17 protein-coding genes are annotated in these 19,582 nt (G+C 31.1%); 3 read left to right on the forward strand and 14 right to left on the reverse strand.

Features of this window, described 5'->3' with window-relative positions:
* Positions 1 to 14: 14 nt before the first annotated feature.
* From deoB to LL038_RS08785, 11 genes are all read right to left on the reverse strand, one after another.
* Complete coding sequence (deoB, locus tag LL038_RS08735) at positions 15 to 1,196, reverse strand: phosphopentomutase (protein WP_216125811.1); 1,182 nt, start codon at positions 1,194 to 1,196, stop codon at positions 15 to 17.
* Positions 1,197 to 1,219: 23 nt separating this feature from the next.
* Complete coding sequence (locus LL038_RS08740) at positions 1,220 to 2,395, reverse strand: NupC/NupG family nucleoside CNT transporter (RefSeq protein ID WP_216125814.1); 1,176 nt, start codon at positions 2,393 to 2,395, stop codon at positions 1,220 to 1,222.
* 108 nt (positions 2,396 to 2,503) lie between these two features.
* The gene (gene deoC / locus LL038_RS08745; RefSeq protein WP_216125817.1) at positions 2,504 to 3,145 is read right to left on the reverse strand and encodes a deoxyribose-phosphate aldolase; all 642 of its coding nucleotides are present in this window, start codon (positions 3,143 to 3,145) and stop codon (positions 2,504 to 2,506) included.
* 279 nt (positions 3,146 to 3,424) lie between these two features.
* Entirely contained in the window at positions 3,425 to 3,823 is a 399-nt protein-coding gene (locus tag LL038_RS08750; RefSeq protein ID WP_216125820.1) for a cytidine deaminase, read from the reverse strand.
* Positions 3,824 to 3,918: 95 nt separating this feature from the next.
* On the reverse strand, positions 3,919 to 4,854 hold the full coding sequence (locus LL038_RS08755) for a sugar-binding transcriptional regulator (protein ID WP_216125865.1): 936 nt from the start codon (positions 4,852 to 4,854) through the stop codon (positions 3,919 to 3,921).
* A 29-nt stretch (positions 4,855 to 4,883) separates the two neighbouring features.
* A complete protein-coding gene (locus tag LL038_RS08760; protein ID WP_216125823.1) occupies positions 4,884 to 5,444 on the reverse strand; it encodes a beta-class carbonic anhydrase in 561 nt (186 codons plus the stop codon).
* A 228-nt stretch (positions 5,445 to 5,672) separates the two neighbouring features.
* Positions 5,673 to 7,487, reverse strand: coding sequence for an oligoendopeptidase F (gene pepF / locus LL038_RS08765; protein WP_216125825.1), 1,815 nt, complete (start codon positions 7,485 to 7,487; stop codon positions 5,673 to 5,675).
* A 134-nt stretch (positions 7,488 to 7,621) separates the two neighbouring features.
* Positions 7,622 to 9,208, reverse strand: coding sequence for an MBL fold metallo-hydrolase RNA specificity domain-containing protein (locus LL038_RS08770; RefSeq protein WP_216125828.1), 1,587 nt, complete (start codon positions 9,206 to 9,208; stop codon positions 7,622 to 7,624).
* 253 nt (positions 9,209 to 9,461) lie between these two features.
* Positions 9,462 to 10,100 (reverse strand): carbonate dehydratase, encoded by a 639-nt coding sequence (locus tag LL038_RS08775; protein WP_216125831.1) that lies wholly within the window; start codon positions 10,098 to 10,100, stop codon positions 9,462 to 9,464.
* A gap of 140 nt (positions 10,101 to 10,240) precedes the next feature.
* A complete protein-coding gene (locus LL038_RS08780; RefSeq protein WP_216125834.1) occupies positions 10,241 to 10,396 on the reverse strand; it encodes a hypothetical protein in 156 nt (51 codons plus the stop codon).
* 278 nt (positions 10,397 to 10,674) lie between these two features.
* On the reverse strand, positions 10,675 to 13,749 hold the full coding sequence (locus tag LL038_RS08785; RefSeq protein WP_216125840.1) for a right-handed parallel beta-helix repeat-containing protein: 3,075 nt from the start codon (positions 13,747 to 13,749) through the stop codon (positions 10,675 to 10,677).
* Between the two features lie 340 nt (positions 13,750 to 14,089).
* Here LL038_RS08785 and LL038_RS08790 point away from each other — a divergent pair, with 340 nt between their 5' ends.
* Entirely contained in the window at positions 14,090 to 14,236 is a 147-nt protein-coding gene (locus LL038_RS08790) for an aspartyl-phosphate phosphatase Spo0E family protein (RefSeq protein WP_216125843.1), read from the forward strand.
* Between the two features lie 149 nt (positions 14,237 to 14,385).
* Positions 14,386 to 15,471, forward strand: coding sequence for a GerMN domain-containing protein (locus LL038_RS08795; RefSeq protein WP_216125846.1), 1,086 nt, complete (start codon positions 14,386 to 14,388; stop codon positions 15,469 to 15,471).
* 67 nt (positions 15,472 to 15,538) lie between these two features.
* Here the strand turns inward: LL038_RS08795 and LL038_RS08800 are convergent, their stop codons facing one another.
* On the reverse strand, positions 15,539 to 16,504 hold the full coding sequence (locus tag LL038_RS08800) for a hypothetical protein (protein WP_216125849.1): 966 nt from the start codon (positions 16,502 to 16,504) through the stop codon (positions 15,539 to 15,541).
* A 247-nt stretch (positions 16,505 to 16,751) separates the two neighbouring features.
* Here LL038_RS08800 and LL038_RS08805 point away from each other — a divergent pair, with 247 nt between their 5' ends.
* Positions 16,752 to 17,183, forward strand: coding sequence for an Rrf2 family transcriptional regulator (locus tag LL038_RS08805; RefSeq protein WP_216125852.1), 432 nt, complete (start codon positions 16,752 to 16,754; stop codon positions 17,181 to 17,183).
* 90 nt (positions 17,184 to 17,273) lie between these two features.
* On the opposite strand, the gene LL038_RS08810 is transcribed toward LL038_RS08805, so the two are convergent.
* Complete coding sequence (locus LL038_RS08810; protein ID WP_216125854.1) at positions 17,274 to 18,359, reverse strand: hypothetical protein; 1,086 nt, start codon at positions 18,357 to 18,359, stop codon at positions 17,274 to 17,276.
* Positions 18,360 to 18,405: 46 nt separating this feature from the next.
* The gene (locus LL038_RS08815) at positions 18,406 to 19,479 is read right to left on the reverse strand and encodes a hypothetical protein (RefSeq protein WP_216125855.1); all 1,074 of its coding nucleotides are present in this window, start codon (positions 19,477 to 19,479) and stop codon (positions 18,406 to 18,408) included.
* Positions 19,480 to 19,582 lie beyond the last annotated feature (103 nt).

Genomic DNA, 19,582 nt, shown 5'->3' on the forward strand with positions numbered 1-19,582 from the left:
TTATTACCACCCTTTTATTTTAATTTTTCTAAAAAGCTTTCGCCATACTTTGGAATTTTAACATTAAAATTATAAGCAACAGTTGCCCCTATATCAGCAAATGTTTTGCGTACTCCTAAATCTTTACCTTCCTTGAACCGTTTTGAATAAGCAAGTAGTGGGACAAATTCCCTTGTATGATCTGTTCCTCGATAAGTTGGATCATTCCCATGATCTGCTGTAATTAATAATAAGTCATCTTCTTGTAATTTTTCGAAGACTTCCGGTAACCTTTTATCAAAAGCTTCTAATGCATCACCATAACCAATTGGATCACGACGATGTCCATAAACTGCATCAAAATCCACTAGATTAAGGAAACTAATGCCATGAAAGTCTTCATCTAATAATGTTATTAATTTATCCATACCATCCATGTTAGATGTAGTTCTAATTGCTTTTGTAACTCCTTCTCCAAGAAATATATCTGAAATTTTTCCAATTGCAATAGAGTCTAAATTATCATCTTTCAAATAATTCATTACTGTTTTATCAAAAGGTTTTAACGCATAATCATGACGATTAGAAGTTCTCTTAAAAGTATTTGCAGTTTTACCAACAAATGGCCTAGCAATAATTCGTCCTAACTTATATGGATTGTCTAGTGTTATCTTGCGACAATAATCGCAAATTTTATACAATTCATCTAATGGTATAATTTCTTCATTTGCAGCAATTTGCAGCACAGAATCTCCCGATGTATATACTATTAACTCTCCAGTTTTAAGCTGCCTTTCACCAAGTTCTTTTATGATTTCTGTCCCACTAGCAGGTCTATTTCCTATAATTTTTCTACCAGAAAAAGTTTCAATCCTTTCAATTAACTCCTTTGGAAAACCATCTAGAAAAACACGAAACGGTTTATCGATATATAATCCCATCATCTCCCAGTGACCTGTCATTGTATCTTTCCCACAAGAGGCTTCTTGCATTTTTGTATAGTAAGCTTTTGGATGAATTGCTTTTTCTACGCCTTTTATTTCATAAATGTTTGATAATCCCAGGGCTTCCATATTGGGCATATTAAGTCCATTTTTCTTCTGCGCAATATGAGCTAATGTATTAACATTGAAATCATCAAAATCCTTTGAATCTGGTGATTCACCAATACCGACTGAATCCATCACTATAATATGAATCCTTTTAAATTTTTCCATTTTAACCCCTTCTTTCTTTTGTCTTATACAATTAAACCAACAACAGTTGCTGTTAATACACTAACTAAAGTTGCACCAAATAATAGTTTTAGACCAAATCTAGCAACAACATTACCTTGTTTTTCATTAAGTCCTTTAACTGCTCCTGCAATAATTCCAATGGATGAAAAGTTTGCAAAAGAAACTAAGAATACAGAAACAATAGCCGTTGTTCTTGCGGTTAAATGTATACTTGCTAAGCTAGTCATTGCAACAAATTCGTTTGATACTAATTTTGTTGCCATTATGCTTGCAGCAGGTACTGCTTCCTTAAAAGGTACCCCCATTAAAACAGCAAATGGTGAAAATACATATCCAAGTATATTTTGAAAAGAAATACCAAAAACACCTTTGAAGGCCATATTAATCATAGCAATTATGGCTACGAATCCAATAAGCATTGCTCCAACTATGATGGCTACTTTGAATCCATCCATAATATATTCGCCAAGCATTTCAAAGAATGATTGCTTTTTTTCTTCTTTAACTACTAATATATCTTCCTCTGCTGTTACTGTATATGGATTTATAATTGAACATATAATAAATCCACCAAATAAGTTTAAAATAAGAGCTGTTACAACATATCTAGGTTTTAAAAGAACCATATAAGAACCAACTATTGACATAGATACTGTTGACATAGCTGACGCACAAAGGGTATAAAGACGATGCTCTGGTAATAGATCTAGTTCTTTTTTAACTGAAATAAATACTTCTGATTGACCAAGAATAGCAGCGGCTACTCCATTATATGATTCGAGCTTACCCATACCATTAATCTTACTTAACCCTAATCCGATATATTTAATTATAAACGGTAATACCTTCCAATACTGTAGAATTCCAATTAAAGCAGAAATAAATACTATTGGCAAAAGAACACTTATAAAAAATGTAAATTGGTTATCATTAACTAATCCACCAAATACAAAATTTACGCCTTCAGCAGCACATTTAAGCAATAAGCCGAACCCACTTGCTACTCCACCTACTAAAAAATTACCAACACCAGTATTTAGCAATATAAATCCAAGTATGAATTGTAAAATAACCATTACAACGATAGGTCGGTATTTTACCTTTTTTTTATCAGCACTAGTAATCCATGCAAGGCCTAAGACAACAATTAAACCTATAATTCCAATAATATATTTCATTTTGATTCCCCCTAAATATTTACATAATTTATATAACGTTTACACAAAAGGCAAATTATTTTAGAAATTAACAATAAGTAATATTATTGTTAATTTCCTTTTCATTTTTTATGAAATAATAGAAATACCTGAGCTTGTTCCAATACGATTTGCACCAGCATTAATCATCTGTGTAGCCTCTTCTTTGGTATGAATACCACCTGAAGCTTTTACACCCATTTCTGTCCCTACTGTTTCACGCATTAATTTAACATCTTGAGCAGTTGCTCCACCTTTTGAAAATCCTGTTGATGTTTTTACAAAATCTGCTCCTGCTTTTTTAGCGAGCTCACAAGCTTTTATTTTTTCATCTTTTGTTAAAAGACAAGTTTCAATAATAACTTTTACAAGCGCTTTTCCTTTTGCGACTTCAACAACAGCCTTAATATCATTTTCAACATATGTATAATTTTTATCCTTTAGTTCACCGATACTAATAACCATATCGACTTCTGTTGCTCCATTTTTAATTGCATCACTTGTTTCAAATGCTTTTGTTTCAGTTGTGTTTGCACCAAGTGGAAATCCTATAACAACGCATACACTGACCCCACTATCTTTTAATCCTAGGCTTGCCTCTTTAGTCCATTTTGGATTTACACAAACGGATGAAAATTTGTTTGTTTTTGCCTCTTTTATTAATTGTAATATTTGTTCCTTAGTTGCATCTGGTTTAAGTTCAGTATGATCAATAATTGTAGCAATATTCATTGTAAATCTCCTTTTCATCTTTATTATACTTTTATAATAAATCTTATTTGAACATTTGTAAAGAGCAAAGTGAAATTTTGTTCATTTTATTTATTTAAGACATTTTATAGTTAGATTTTGACTATTTTAAACTTCTATATTAAGGATAAAGTAGTTATAAAATCATATAACTAAATTTCGAAAATAAAAGCATATTTTGTATAATTGTTTTACTTTAACAATTATAAAAATATGCTTTTAAGTTTGATTATTCGTGTTAACCATCAACAGGATATTTTCTTACTTGCCTAAATCTTTCTTAGTAAAAGCTCCTGGTAATATTTCATCTAATGTTTTAACTAAATATTCAGTATCATTTTTACCTAAAATTATTTTAGTATCGTCTGTTGCAAATTCAGCTATTACTTGTCTACAAATACCACAAGGATAAGTATAGTCATTTTGTACTCCTACTATAGCAATTGCCTTAATAGTTGTATAACCTTCAGAAACGGCTTTAAATATAGCTGTTCTTTCAGCACAATTAGTAGCACCATATGATGCATTTTCAATATTACACCCTGTAAATATCTTTCCGTCATCAGTTAGTACAGCTGCACCAACTTTAAAATTAGAATAAGGAGCATATGCATTTTTTCTTGCCTGTAAAGCCTGTGAAACTAATTTTTCATATTCCATATTAATTATAACCCTCCTTTTTAAGCCTTATTATAATTTTATAATAAGGCTTTTTTGAAACTTTGTAAAGCTATACATGAAATTTTGTTCAAATATTATTCTAAAAGTCTCTTTGCAGTATATTGATCTGTAATTAGTATATTGGCACTTTTAGCTTTTAATGCTCCTTTGATAGCTTTCAATTTTAGTTTACCACCTGCAACTAAAATAGACTTCTCCTTTTGTTTAAGCTCATCTATGGATATCCCTATGGTACGATTGTTAATTTGTTCATCACATATTTCACCATTCTCATCAAAAAAGCGTGAACAAATATCTCCTACACTCTTTTCCATTAAAATTTTTTTCTCTTTTTCATTTAAATAACCTAAACGAAAAAGTAAAGCTCCATCACGAACAGTTCCAACGGTAAAGATAGCTACATTAGCTTGAATCCCCATTTCCATAGTACTTTTTATATGACGATCCTCTTCTACCATTTGTTTCACGATGGCATTATCAAAAATTACCGGCAGAGGCAAATATCTTGGAACCGTCTTAAAAGCTTCAGCAAAAAGAGCAATTGTTTCTGATGCATATGTATTTACATCTGAATGACTAATTCCACCTTTTAACTGAACCACTTCTACACCTTTAACACTTTGCGGCATAAGTCTTTTTGCAACTTCATACATTGTTGTTCCCCAACTTACCCCAATAATATCTCCATTCTTTATGGTTCCTTGTAAATATTCTGCTGCTTCTTTACTAATATATTCTCTGCTAGAAACATAATCATCCCTAGGTGAGAAAACAACATGAACATCATTTAATTCATATTTTTCTTTTAATTCATAGGCTAAATTATCTAAATCATCAAATGGATCAATAATACTAATTTTTACATAACCTTTTTTTTTGGCATATTGAAGAAGCCTAGATATAGTCGGTCTTGACATTCCAAGTTGTAGCGCAATCTGTTGTTGGCTATAATCTGACTGATAATATAGTCGTGCCACTTCAACACTTAATTGTTGCTTTTCACTATCCACAAATTTCACATCCTATTCTTGTTTTGTATCTATTCATCACCATTTATCACAACTTCTATTTCTCCTGTTTCTGGATTCATAATAAGCCCATGTACTTTTATGTTTTCTGGAAGTAGAGGATGACTTTTTATCCTACTTACACTTTCTTTTATAGAGCCCTCAACTGATTCAAATCCATGAAGCCAACGCTTAACATCAATTCCTGCATTGTATAATGTTAGCAATGTTTCTTTTTTTATTCCCATATCCATCATTTTATTAACAACCTCAGTTGTATCTAAATTACTCATTCCACAACCATGATGCCCTACTACAAAAATATCTTCCGCTTTAAATTCATATACTGCAACTAATATACTTCTCATTACACCACCAAACTGATGCATAACAGTTGCTCCTGCATCCTTTATTATTTTTGCATCACCATTTTTTATATTCATAGCCTTTGGTAATAATTCTGTTAATCTAGTATCCATGCAGGTTAATATCACCATTTTCTTTTTAGGTATTTTAGTTGTTATATATTTTTCATAATCTTTATTTTTTACAAAATTTTTATTATACTCAATTATCTTTTCTAATTTGCTCATTTAACCCACATCCTTAATATAATCTTATTTCTATTACTTTTTTATTTTAAAATAATAATGTTTTGATTTTAATTTCATCTAATTCTTCGAAATATTCAAATATTTATTCCTATTATAACAGATATATTATTATATACCTAGCTAGTCTTTCATCATACTAAAAGGCTTGATTCATACAAACGTATCCCTAACAATAAACGCCACAACTACACCTAGTATGCCTAAATTTTAGTGAATAACATCCATATCTTCTGTAAGTTTTATTATTTCATCAATTATATTTCCTATATATTCTATAGTATCTAATAGAGGTTTGTCAGTTGTTATATCTACTCCTGCCATTTTAGCAAGCTCTATGGGCGATTTAGTTCCTCCTGCTTTTAATACTTTTCTCCAATCATCTACAGCAGGCTTACCTTCTTTTAAAATTCTGTTACTTACCTGCGTAGCTATTGTAAGTCCAGCACTATATGTATATGGATAAAGTCCCATATAATAATGTGGCTGCCTCATCCATGTAAGTTCTGCACCATCAACAATTTTCACAGAATCTCCCCAGAATTTTTTAAGAACCCCTTTTTTTATTTCATTAAGATTTTCGGCCTGCACACTTCCGCCAGCATCTATTATTTTATAAACTTCTCTTTGATACGCTGCCTCTAATAAATGCGTTACAAAGTTATGATAATAAGTACGGCTTATCATAGAAGATAAAACCCATCTCTTAAATCTAGGCTCCTCATTTGTTTTCATAAGATAATTTGACATAAGCATCTCATTCATAGTAGATGGTGCTTCTATAAAATATAATGATGGCAACGCATTAAAAATATTTTGATTTTTGTTAATTAGCGTAAAATGACCTGCATGACCTAATTCATGAGCAAGTACAAATACTTCTTTCATTTTCTCAGTCCAAGATAATAAAATTAGAGGATGACTACCATAAGGAGTAGCACAAAAGCCACCTGTTGATTTCCCTTTATTTTGAACAAAGTCGATCCATTTTTCGTCATAAGCTTTTTTTACCATCTCTACATAATCTTCACCTAAAACCGATAATGCTCCCTCAACATATTGTTTTGATTCCTCCACAGATATTGTTGGCTCATAGGTTGGATCTACTTCAAGCTTTAAATCTGCAAATGTCATTTCATTAATATTATGAATTTTTTGGATTAATTTTGCATATTTTCTCATCTGTGGTGCTAGCTTTTCCATGATTATATCTATTTGTCTATCATATAATTCTCTCTCTACCTGTTGAGGAAATAATAAACTATCTATAACAGAATCAAATCCTCTAAGAGAGGCTATTGTTTTTTCCTTTTGAACCTGAGTCTGATAAAGTGCTGCTACTGTATGTTTATATTCTCCGAGTTTTGAAGAAAATGCTTTAAAAGCCGCTCTTCTAATTTTACTATCAGTCTCATATTCCCATTCATCTTCGAAAAGTACATAGCTAAGAGGATATTCGATGCCATCTACAATAAAATTTTCAAAATCCATATCACTTAATTTAGTTGTCTCATATGTTGAATAAGCAGAATCTAATGTTCCAGATAAAGCGGATAATGCCTTTTCAACTTCTGGGTGTAATGAATGTTTTTTAAATCTTTTTATCTCACGTAAATAATGTTCATTTTCTTTTGATTCTTCAATCGCTTGTTCTATTATTTTATCATCTACTTCATTAATTTCGCTTTTTACAAAGCTTAGTCTGCTCTCTAAATCAGCTAATACGTTAATGGACTTCATATATCTAGCTTGATTTTCTACATTAGCTTGGTCTGTAGAAACTTGAAGACTTGCATAATTTTCTACAAGATCTTCACTTTCCATAACAACCCTCATTTTGTCCAAACACTCATTTATAATATTAGCGTTGTTCAATTTATGTTTATAGTTTTTTTCTATTTCTACCGTAAGTTCCTCTAACCCTTGCAACGCTAAATTATATTGCTTCTCCGTTTTGTAAAGTGAAGATAAATCCCAAGTAAGTGACTTATCTACATCCTTTCTTTCTTTTAAGGCTGTTTTCATTATTAAATTCTCCTTTACAAAATAAAATAGTTTTAAAAAATAAAAGTCTTGAATTAATTCAGGACTTTCATTTTTATTATAATTCAATTGAAGTTCAAATATTAATTTTATTTTAAAATATTGTTAGCTTACTTTTAATCATAAATAATATCTTTTATAATATCAAGCAAATCTCCCTTTTCTAGCCCTTCAATATTATTTATTGATTTAATATCTTTTATCAATTTTTTTCTTAAATCTTCATCAGCTTTCTCAGCTTCATAAGCCTTATAAGCTTTATCGACACCATAAGCTTTTTCGATTTTATCAGTTTTGTTAATTTTATTTGTTTCATTTATATAAAATTCCTCTCCACTTTCAACAATTCTTGTGCTATATCCTTTAGAATCCAATAACTGTTTAAAACTCTCCTGAGCTTCCTTATCTCCATGAACAAGCAGAATTTCCTTTGGTTTGTCCATAAACCCTTCTATCCAGTTGAATAATCCATTTCTATCAGCGTGTCCTGATAATCCCTCTAAGTTATAAATGTGAGCTTTAACAGCAATTTGTTCTCCAAATATCTTAACTGTTTTTGCCCCACCTACTATATTTCGTCCTAAGGTTCCTTCTGCTTGATATCCTACAAAAACAATTGATGATTCGTCTCTCCACAAATTATATTTAAGATGATGTTTTATTCTACCTGCATCACACATACCACTTGCAGAGATAACTATTACATTGCTTTGAATTTTATTTATTTCCATTGAATCGCTTGCAGAAACAGAAAATCTCAAACCATCAAATCTAAAAGGATACTCCCCCTTCATTACAAGTTCTTTAGCTTCATTGTCATAATCCTCATTATGGCTCTCAAATACCTTTGTTGCTTGAATGGCTAAAGGACTATCAATATAAACTTTAATATCCTTCAAATCTTCATTTTCTACATATTTATTTAATTCATATAAGATTTCCTGAGTCCTACCTACTGCAAATGAAGGTATAATAACATTCCCCCCTCTTGCAAAGGTCTCCTTAATTATTTTTAATAACGCCTTTAAATCTTCCTTAATCTCAGGATGAACTCTGTTGCCGTATGTGGTCTCTATTATCAAGTAATCAGTATGATTAATAATGGTTGGATCTTTTATAATTGACTTATTTAAATTACCTAAATCACCACTATATACAAGTTTTACTTCTTCTTGATCCTTTTCAGTCATATATAATTCAACAATCGCTGAACCCAAAAGATGGCCTGCATCTCTAAATCTTATTTTTAACCCATCAAAAACATCTATCATTTCATCGTATGGAAATGCTCTAAAAAGTGAAAGAGAAAGTTCTGCTAATTTAAATGTGTATAATGGTTCTAAAGTTTTTAATCCCTGACGCTTTCTTTTTTTATTTTTCCAATCAACCTCAGATTCATGAATGTGCCCGCTGTCAGGAAGCATAATACTGCATAAATCCATTGTCGCCTGCGTTGATAAAATCTCACCCTTAAATCCCATTTTATAAAGTAGCGGTATTCTTCCACTATGATCTATATGGGCATGTGATAAAATTACATAATCTACCTCTTTAGGATTAAAATCAAATGTCTCATTTGCAAATACTTTTTCACCTTTGCCCTGATATAAACCACAATCAAGCAAAACAGTCTTTCCGTTTATGTGCAAAATATGACATGAACCTGTAACAGTTTTTGCTGCTCCATAGAATTGAATTTTCATAATAATAATCCTCCTCTTCATCATGTGAATAGTTACTTTATGCTCTGGTAAAAGTCTTAAATTTATTTTTCATTAGATAATGATTACACTGAATTTCGTCCAATTTTTTCAAATATTCAGATATTTGTTTCTATTATAACAGATATATAATAATATACCTAGCTTGCCTTCGTTAATATAATCTAGATATTATAATTAATTTTCTAAATTTTTTATTATTCCCCGTCCCTTAAATTTAACCTCTTTGAAGTATTTATAAATGAGAATAAGCTTGTGAAAGTTCGACATTTGATTTGATTACCTCTTTTGCGAACTCCTCCTTGCTTTGTGATACCATTTCTAAAGCATTAGCTTTTTCTTGAGTATTTATTATAGCTCCAGCAGGAACATATCTATTAGCTGGTATCCTTACTCCATCTGTAACAATAGCTGCCAAATCAATATAACAGCCTTCTTCCACAATAGAATTAAAAACAATGGCATTAAATCCAACAAAAGTATTACCTCCAATAACACATGGGCCGTGCACTATTGCTCCGTGAGCTATGCTAACTTCTTTTCCTATATAAATAGAATATTCTTTTTTATTAACAGTAAATTTTATATTTTTTAATCCGTGTAATATTACTCCATCTTGAATATTAGTTTTAGATCCAATGTAAAATGGTGTACCCTCATCAGCCCTAAGTGTTACATTACATCCAATAAATACGTCTGTGTCGATTCTTACATCGCCTATAATACTAGAGAATGGGCCTACGAAAGTAGTTTCGTCAATACTTGGATATATACTAATAGGATTAAAAGATGTAGGTGGATTACTACTAACAAAATAGGAATGTGTATTAGTTGGGCCCATCGGCTTATATTTAGCACTTTTATGTTTACTCATAATTTCTCTCCTTAATGTTTAATGTTATAGTATATATATGCATGTTATGGCAAAGAATATACAATCTATTTCGTACTTAAAGGAGGGCTAGTTATTTTACACAAAAAAGGAACAAGGCAGTGGATTATGGTTTTTATTTTTTATACAATAATAGTATTTTTGAGTTTACTTACAACCAGAGTCTTGCTTGCAAGTGAACTATTAGTTAGGCCTATATTGGGTTTGCTTATAATATCTGTAGTCTCTGGTTTAATTCCATGCATAGGTGGTTTTTTAGGTAAACGGATTTTCTTCATAATTTATACCCTTTGTACCATAGTAGCTATCATTTATATGTTTTATATTGTGATGGTCAATACTTCACCTGGCTGGGGTGACTTAACCAGTATTATAGGTTATCTATTTATAATTGCAGTTGGAACTGTTTTAGCTTTAGTAACAGAGGTACTTAGTTACTTTATTAAAATAAAATTAATTAAAAACAAAAAAATATGGTAAATTATTAATTTACCATACATTTTTATTGTAATTATTACTGTAAATAACTCTACTATTTATAAGTTTTCGCTTTTACTTATTTTGATGCACCAAATACAGCACCCATTGTTTTGTATTGACTTGAATTTGCCATCATTAGTAGTCCTTGAGTATTAACTGTTTCATCTGCATTTCTCCATAACTTATGAACATTTGCACCTAGTGCTGGAGATGTTATACTTACAAAATCTGCTGCGCTAACACCTGTTGAGTTTAGTGTCCCTCTAGTTGCCAAATTACTTGAGTATACATCTTGTTTATCTTTTATCAAATAATATTTTCCACCATTTTGGAAACTACAATTTGTTGCAACACCAATGTATTTATCACTTGAAATTTTTGTGTTACTAAATGAAATTAAATTCTCAAAAATATTATGTGAAGCAGATGTCCTAGCAAAGTCAAAGTTTGACTTTTTACCATCAGCTTGGCTATTATTAAATGATGTACAATTTTTTACTGTGATTGTTCCAGGGTTAGAGTTATCTGTAAAACCCTGATTCTTATTTTCAAATGAAATACAGTTGATAACTGAATGATCACCTGCAATACCTGAACCACCTAATTTAAATCCATTACCATCACTGTTTTTTGTGTATTTACCTGCCGTTGTTTGTCCATTTCTAAAAGCAATACAATTTTTAATTGTTACTGCACCTATTGGACCTGTTTCTGATTTAGAAAATAAATCCCAACCATCGTCTACGTTATTGTATGAAATACAACCATCGAATACATTTCCTTCACCACATGTTAGCTTTGCTCCAAAGCCATCAGCATTTTCTCCAGTTTTAGGGTCTGAATTATTAAATGATGTAGAATTAATGATTTGATTGTTAGTAGGCCATAAATCCATAGTTGCAAGGTTAGAACTACGACGGCTAATTTGTAGACCTGAATCCCTATTAGCTTCTAATACACAGTACTCTACAATATTATTGTTACCACATACGAATATACCATTATCAGCTGCCCCAGTTACTCTTATGCCATATACATGCCAATAATTTCCTTCCATTTGAAGGCCTCTAGCATTTAAACTTGTATCTACCATATTATATGGTTGTGATGAGAAATCTAATGTTACATTTGCACCTTCGCAAGGTTTTATTGTCTTATATGCGCTAGCAGTTCCATTGTTTCCTACTGGTATTGTCAATTGCTTGCTATAAGAATAAGTACCATTCATCAATAAAATGGTGCCTCCTGCTTTTACTGTTGCGATTGCAGTTTCAAGCGACATTGGACTTTCCTGTGTTCCAGTACCTGTTGTTGTCCCTGAAGGTGAAGTGTAAATTGCATTTGCAATGTTAGCATCAGTTTTTAAAACTAAACCACCTGTGGTCACTTTAGCACTAGGACTTAAAATTGTAGTTGCATTAACTGAAGTCGCTGTTTCACTTACTGAATTTCCTCCAACAGATACTAACTCAGATTTATAACTCTTAATTTTAGTCATTAATTCAGTATTTACCTCAGATTTTACATCATCAGCATCTGTGAAATTCCACTTAAAATCTCCACCATCTACTCTTCCTGCATAGGTAGTAACGTTACTTTCTACATTTTCTGGTGCATCTGGTACATATTTATACATTAATGAACTTGTATCGAAATTATTATACGTGTTTCCTCCACTTACAGACTTATATGTGCTTGGAACTTTTTCATTTCTTGCCGATGCTAAATATGCATCAAATTGAGTTGCATCATCCTTAGAATAAACAACCTTTGTAGCTCCTTCTATTTTATTATTATATGCCTTAATCATACCGCCTTCTTCACCTGAGAAGGTCCCTACACTTCCACCAGAAATATCAGAACCTTGTAGCGATGATAACATTGGGTATTTACAATTTCTGAAATAGTTATCTTCTACAAAAGCTGACGCACCTTTTGTAACCCCAACCCCATATTTTGAATTTCCATCAAAATAGTTATTGTAAATGTGAATTGTCCCAACTCTAATACGTGGTTGTCTTGAATCTGAATGATCAAACCAATTATGATGATAAGTTACATAGAAATTTTCCGTGTCACTCATACCACAAAGTGAACATTTACCAGAATCATAAAAATGATTGTATGCAACTGTAACATAAGTTGATTTTTTTACATCACAAGAGCCATCCCCCTTTACTTGATCAGCATCGCTTCCAGCTGCCCCATAAAAAATATCATTATTATGGACCCAAATGTTTTCATTTCCTGTGTCAAGTGAAATTCCATCATCCGGAAATAACATGACACCCATATTTCTAAGTTCTACATTGTGAGAATCTCTAATAAGAACTCCCCATCCATAAGCAGTAGCATCTTCCCCTACGCCCTCGAATGTAACATTGTAACACCCTTTTAATTGTAAATATCCAGTACTATTAAGTCCAGTAATATCAGCAGCTTTAATTTCACCTGCCATACGAATAATAAGTGGTCGTTTATCATAACCCTTTTGACGTTTTGCTAAAATATCAGTAATGCCTGTACACAGTGTTTCAGTTCCCTTAATATTTGTTATAACATTTGCTGTTACTTTATTTACATTACTTGATGTAATATACACAATTTGAGCATTACTTGCTACTGTACCATCATCTTTATATCCACCTGAGCCTGTACCCATCGGTGATCCAGAAGCAAAAGCAAAACCTTCTCTTGTATTTGCTTTTACTTTAATAGTTTTTGTAATTACTTGTTCTAAGCTAGCTTCTTTATTATTTATAGTAGGCACTATTTTCATCACATAATCGCCTTGTGAAAGACCTAATACATCTGCTCTAAAATATGATGAATATTTTCTAATTAATTGATTATCTAATTGTTTATATTCAGAATCTGAAGCACTTGCTAATTTACAATAAACATTGTACCCAGTTGCTCCTTTAGCCTCAGCCCATTCAACATTTGCCGACTCCAACCACCCATTACTTTCTAATATTGATACTGTATTTCCCACACTTTGTGCGTTTTCTAATGATACAGAACTTAAATTATAGGTTGAAGCGCTGGCACTTAAACACGTTGTCATCACCATAGATGATGCTAATACAGCTAACATTAGTTGTTTTGAAATTTTTTTAACTTGATCACTTGTTAATGGTTTTTTTACCATTTGATTACCCCCTCTTATTAGTTTGTTCACGTTAACGTGAAAGCGTTTACTTTGTTTGATTTAAAAATATACATTTGATCACAATATATATTCATATTCAATATATTACACATTAAGTAAATAATTGTCAATCTTTAAATTCTACATCTTCCTACTTTTACGTTAATTAAAATATTATTAACCTTAATAATCAATCTTCTAAATTTTTTACTGTTTTCCCCCCTTAAATTTAACTTCCCTAACGTATTTATAAATAAGAATAAATTTCTGTTTTAGTGCAATCATTATTAATCTATTAGTTGATAAAAAGTTATTATAAGTTATGAAGGGAATGATGTTAATGAGTAATATCATGCTTACTATAGAAAATTTAAGAGAAGAATTAGAAAACCTTATCGTATTAAAAGGCTTAAGTCATACATCTGTATTAAAATTAAGCCAAATATTAGATAATTATATACTAGAATATTATACAAATGAATATTAAAAATAATCACTGTAACAGCCCTCCTCCACAATTAAAACTATATTTTATTATTTAGCAAATAAGGGTATTATAATAGCTGATAATAATGGGTACAATATTAGTGTGAATTTGAATTTATATAAAGAAGGAAACAGGGGGCATGTGCTGATATGAGAAAAAGCATTCGCATTTTATTAGTTATTGTTGCATTTGTTTTACTAACTGGTTGTTACAAAGGATCAACAGTTAAAAGTACTATTTCAAATAACACAAGTATTACAACGCCTAAAGCTTGCAATTCAAAGTTAACTTCCCGAGCAGCTAATATAGGTGACTACTACCCTTTTGAAAAAGGCATAAAGTATATGTACACTGGTGCTGGCAATGAATATAACACTTATTCTGTCTATGTGGACTATTTAATAGGAAACCGAGAACAGATTATAGTTAACAATGGTGGTACAGAGGCAATAAAAGTACTCGAAAATAAAGATGGAGAATTAAGACTTATCTCTTCCAAAAATGAGATTTATTATAGAGAAAATTTCACTTACCAAATTAATAATAACCCTGAAATTTTACTAAAGCAGCCACTTATCAAAGGGACTTCTTGGGCATTGAAAGATGGTAGTAAACGGACTATAACCAATGTTAAAGTTGCTATAAAAACTCCATTAGCTAGTTATGAATGTTTAGAGGTTACAACTGTGAGAAAAGAAAACACGACCAAAGATTATTATGCAGCTAATATTGGATTAGTTAAGACAATGTACGCAAATAATGGTAAAGTAACTTCTTCATTAAGTAAGATAGAGAAAAAGGTACCTCTAGTTCAAACAGTTAAATTCTATTATCCAAATGGAGAGAACAGTATGAATTATGTTACAGATAAAAAACTTTCCTTTAACACAAATGATATAACCAAAAAAATATTTGAGAACTATTTAAGAGAAGTTCCAAATAATAATGTAGGAAAATTAATTAGTGATAACACAAAAATTAAAAGTCTTTATTTAAACAAAGATAATATGGTATATCTTGACTTTTCAAAAGAATTCACACAGGAAATGAATGCCTACAGTGCTTATGAAAATCAGATACTTCAATGTATTACTAATACATTTGCTGATTATTATATGGTGAAAAAAGTTTATATAACCGTGGAGGGTAAACCTTATAGTTCAGGTCATATTTCAATGAAAAAAGGTGAAGCGTTTATTGTAGATTACAAGAACACAATATTACTTACGCAATGAAAAACTAACCCTATATCTGATATGGGGTTACTTTAGGAAATATATTTAAATATGTATAACTATTTTTCTATAAACATTTTCCAGGATCAATCTTTATTAAATTCCAATTCCCCTTTTCATCCTTTTTATATTGTGATATCTCTATATCAGTATCATTAGTTAATTGAAAAAATATAAACTTATAATCATTACCATCTGTACCTTTGAAATATATATTTTTTACATATCCTTCTTGTTTTGTTGGATACCTTTCCTTTACAAGTTTACACCAATCTCCATATTTAATATCCACTACAGATTCAGCATTATGAGTCCAACCATGATAAGGTGCACATAAAAAATCCTCTCCAAAAAGTTGAACATCGGAAATTTTATACAAATTACCTTCTTTTAATATTTCAATAAGAGCATAATAATAAGTAAAATTGGAGATATTATCTTCTGTACCTTTAATAGTTTCAATCTCAGCAAAGTATTTCATTTTATCTAAATTTTTATTTAATTCAGGAACTTTTTTTAGTTTTATTAGATTTATATGAAGAATATTTTCAAAAGATTTAAGATACTCAGTATAATTTACCTTATCTCTATATTTAGATGATAAAAAATTATATGCCACTGGATAGGGTATTTGAGCATTGCCAAGTGTTCCGCAGCCTGCTCCCTTCCCTTCTATTGGGTTCGCCGCTTCCCTTAAAACACTGAAGTAATTAATTATTGTATCCTCTGCAGTTTTAAAAAGGCTACTGGGTAATGTAATTTCATAGGGCTTTTTATCGTAGAACTTATCAAAAAATTTATAACCATTAACCCTATCATTAATAGAAGGTAATTTTGATGGTCTAAAATACTTATCTGTATCTTTCCCTTCACTATCACTAAATTGTTCATAAAACCGTCCTCCCATTGTTATCTTTATAGGGTTTATATTTTGATTATATACAATGAAAATAATTAATGTTAATAATAAAACTGTTAATAACCCAATAATAATTTGAAAAATATTATTCTTATTTAATTTTATAGGGTTCATCAATTGCCTACCTTTTTAATATTATTATATTAAATATTATATTAAATAAAATTTTATAATAGACTCCCCTAAATAAAACTGTATTAGAAATAGAAAAATGATTGACATTCTTTCTAGTTGTAACTATAATGAGTACAACGTTCCTATTTGAAGCCGGAATCCGAACTGGGAAATATAACATTGGCAAATATACTTTAATTGTAGATGAGCAAAGAGAAATCAAATTTAGCTAAAAAGGAGTTTGGTTATGAAAATAAGTAGTCGATTCACTGTAGCAGTCCACATACTATCTCTTCTATCCATTTATCCAAATCCATTGCCAACTTCAGATATGATTGCAGACAGTGTGAATACTAACGCAGTGGTAATTAGAAGAATACTTGGTATGCTTAAAAGTGCAGGACTTGTTGATATGAAACGTGGAACAGGAGGTTCATATCTTACTAAGCATATTGAAGATATAAATTTATTAGAAGTATACAAAGCGGTAAACGTAGTGGACACTGGTGGTTTATTTCAAGTTCATCAAAATCCAAACATAAATTGTCCCATAGGTGCAAATATTCAATCTGTTATTGAAGTAACATTGTTTGATGCACAAGACTCAATGGAAAATGTTCTAAAAAATGTTACAATGCTTGATGTTGTTTCGGATTTCAATGACAAGATTAATAAATAATGAAAAAGGAAACTTACAAAAGCTTCCTTTTTATATAAAAATGTATATACTTCTAATATCTATCATTTAAGCAAACATAATTGTTAAGTATTATTTTATTAATCCTTCCGCTACATTTGTTATAAAATCTTGGACATTTGTAACCAACGTTTTAACTTCTAATGTTCCTCTGTCAGATAATTTGTTAACAGAAAACTCTTGTATATCAATAGAATATATATATACTGGTCTAACAACCCCATCTTTTACAGTGTATGATGGAGTCATATTTCCTGCAGCTATCGTGTGGAGTACTGATGATAAACATATGAGCATAGTTGCATTTCTAGTATGTTTTCTCATAGCATCTTGAGACTCATACACATTATCATAAACATCTGGCAATGTATACCTATCTCTTATACTACTGGCAAGTACTACAGGAACATCATTTTCCTGGCAAGCTTTTAATATACCATCTTTAACTAACCCTGAATTTATCAATAGTTTGAGCGAACCTATTCTTCTAGCTTCATTTATAGTTGCAATATAGTTATAATGAGCAGTTTCGCGTGACTCAAAGGTTTCCTGACCTGAAACTGTTTTGAACATTGCCTTTTCTAAATCATAGGTAGCAAAGTTATTTCCAGATAAAACAGCTTGAGCATATCCATTTTCAACAATTGAAGTAAAAGCAGCTCTTGCTTCATAATCTAATGCAATTGAAGGTCCTAGGACCCAAACTATTTTTCCCGCGTGGTCCTTTTCATATTGCATAATCTTATATAATTCATCGTAATCTTTAGAAAAGGCTGTTTCTCTTGATCTCCCAGTTCTAAATGCAAAGGTATCAACCTCTCCCTTCTGAGTAACGAAACCATTAGTATACATATATATACCTTCACTTCCATCTTCAGATCTTCCTACGACAACATTATCTCCAATTTTTAAATTTCTAAATTCTACAATTTCTATGCCACCACTTGGAGTAACAATTGCAACGCTATCCATACGGCTTTCACTCGCGAGTATCCAATTACCTTTTATTTTAAAATACTCAGGATATATTGATAATGCATGATACCCACTATGGGCAACCCCTTTTTTAATTACTTTTTCGATTTTGCAGTTCGGAGATTTAATAAAAAATTCATGTCCGAAATCTGGTGGTGTAAACTTTGGTAACTCAAAAGTCATTTAAATTCTCCCCCTAACTGATATGATAATGTATTTTAGTGCAATATTAACACAAGTTTTTTTGAACTTTAACTACAAAATCTTGAACATTAGTAACTATCGTTTTAATACCTATGTATTCTCTGGCAACTGATACTTGATTAACGGCATATTCAGAAATGTCTACGCAGTAAAAATATATTGGTCTTACTTTTCCATCGCAAACTCTATAAGATGAAGTCAAATTTGCAGTTGCAACTGAATGAAGAACAGTAGCAAGACAAATTATTACTGTTGCTTTATCGGTTTCTTCTTTCATAGCATCAAGTCCACAAGATACATCATGGTAAACCGGTGGAAGTGGCCCATCATCCCTTATAGACCCAGCAAGTACTATAGGTATTTTCTTCTCTATCGCGGTTTTCATAAATCCATCTTTTATGTTCCCTTCATCAAGTAATGCTTCTATCGAGCCTGCTCGCCTAGCCTCATTTATCAGATCTAAATGATTATAATGACCCATCGGAGCAGATTCTTGAGTATATATGTTTTGACCAAGGGCTGTCCCTAGTAACCCTCCCTCTAGATCATGAGTTGCCATGGCATTCCCAGCCATAAGAGAATCAACATACCCATTGGAGCAAAGTACAGATAAAGCAGCTCTAGTATCATAATCAAAAACCACAGCTGGGCCTAGAACCCAAACTATATATCCATTATTTTGTTTTTCATATTCTAGTAATTCATATAATTCTTTATAATCCCTTGAAAATGAAGATTCAACAGATCTCCCTGTTCCAATACTTTGTAAATTATCAAATCCACTAGTATGCTTATATACACCTTCACTTCCATCTTTAACTTTCCCTAAAACAACTTTGTCGTGAGTTTTAAGATTTCTAAATTCCACAATTTCTACGGTGTTGTTATCACGAACAACTGCAGTGCATTCTATAGATGTTTGAGTTGGCAGCACCCATTGTCCTTTAATTTTAAAATATTCAGGAAATATAGAAGTTATTAAGAAACCAATAGGTGCAACTCCATCTTTCTTAACTTCCCCTACTTTAACATCTGGCACGTTTTCAAAAACACTCTGCGAGAAATCTGGCGGTACGAATTTTGGTAATTGAAAACTCATATAAGCTTTCCCCCTTTATTGTAATGTATTTAAAATAATGTATATACTACATTATAAAATACAAGAAAGATACACAATATAATTTGTATATCTTTCTTATCTA

The sequence above is a fragment of the Clostridium estertheticum genome (genome assembly GCF_026650985.1).
GTDB lineage: Bacteria > Bacillota > Clostridia > Clostridiales > Clostridiaceae > Clostridium_AD > Clostridium_AD estertheticum_C.

Bases quoted from the DNA above. Each gene is read 5' to 3' on its own strand.
- LL038_RS08760 (WP_216125823.1), bottom strand. From the start codon at position 5,444: ATGAGCAAATTAGAAAAGATAATTGAGTATAATAAAAATTTTGTAAAA.
- LL038_RS08770 (WP_216125828.1), bottom strand. From the start codon at position 9,208: ATGAAAATTCAATTCTATGGAGCAGCAAAAACTGTTACAGGTTCATGT.
- LL038_RS08805 (WP_216125852.1), top strand. From the start codon at position 16,752: ATGAAAATAAGTAGTCGATTCACTGTAGCAGTCCACATACTATCTCTT.
- LL038_RS08800 (WP_216125849.1), bottom strand. From the start codon at position 16,504: ATGAACCCTATAAAATTAAATAAGAATAATATTTTTCAAATTATTATT.
- LL038_RS08775 (WP_216125831.1), bottom strand. From the start codon at position 10,100: ATGAGTAAACATAAAAGTGCTAAATATAAGCCGATGGGCCCAACTAAT.
- LL038_RS08810 (WP_216125854.1), bottom strand. From the start codon at position 18,359: ATGACTTTTGAGTTACCAAAGTTTACACCACCAGATTTCGGACATGAA.
- LL038_RS08750 (WP_216125820.1), bottom strand. From the start codon at position 3,823: ATGGAATATGAAAAATTAGTTTCACAGGCTTTACAGGCAAGAAAAAAT.
- LL038_RS08740 (WP_216125814.1), bottom strand. From the start codon at position 2,395: ATGAAATATATTATTGGAATTATAGGTTTAATTGTTGTCTTAGGCCTT.
- deoC (WP_216125817.1), bottom strand. From the start codon at position 3,145: ATGAATATTGCTACAATTATTGATCATACTGAACTTAAACCAGATGCA.
- pepF (WP_216125825.1), bottom strand. From the start codon at position 7,487: ATGAAAACAGCCTTAAAAGAAAGAAAGGATGTAGATAAGTCACTTACT.
- LL038_RS08815 (WP_216125855.1), bottom strand. From the start codon at position 19,479: ATGAGTTTTCAATTACCAAAATTCGTACCGCCAGATTTCTCGCAGAGT.
- LL038_RS08785 (WP_216125840.1), bottom strand. From the start codon at position 13,749: ATGGTAAAAAAACCATTAACAAGTGATCAAGTTAAAAAAATTTCAAAA.
- deoB (WP_216125811.1), bottom strand. From the start codon at position 1,196: ATGGAAAAATTTAAAAGGATTCATATTATAGTGATGGATTCAGTCGGT.
- LL038_RS08780 (WP_216125834.1), bottom strand. From the start codon at position 10,396: ATGAAGAAAATCCGTTTACCTAAAAAACCACCTATGCATGGAATTAAA.
- LL038_RS08790 (WP_216125843.1), top strand. From the start codon at position 14,090: ATGAGTAATATCATGCTTACTATAGAAAATTTAAGAGAAGAATTAGAA.
- LL038_RS08795 (WP_216125846.1), top strand. From the start codon at position 14,386: ATGAGAAAAAGCATTCGCATTTTATTAGTTATTGTTGCATTTGTTTTA.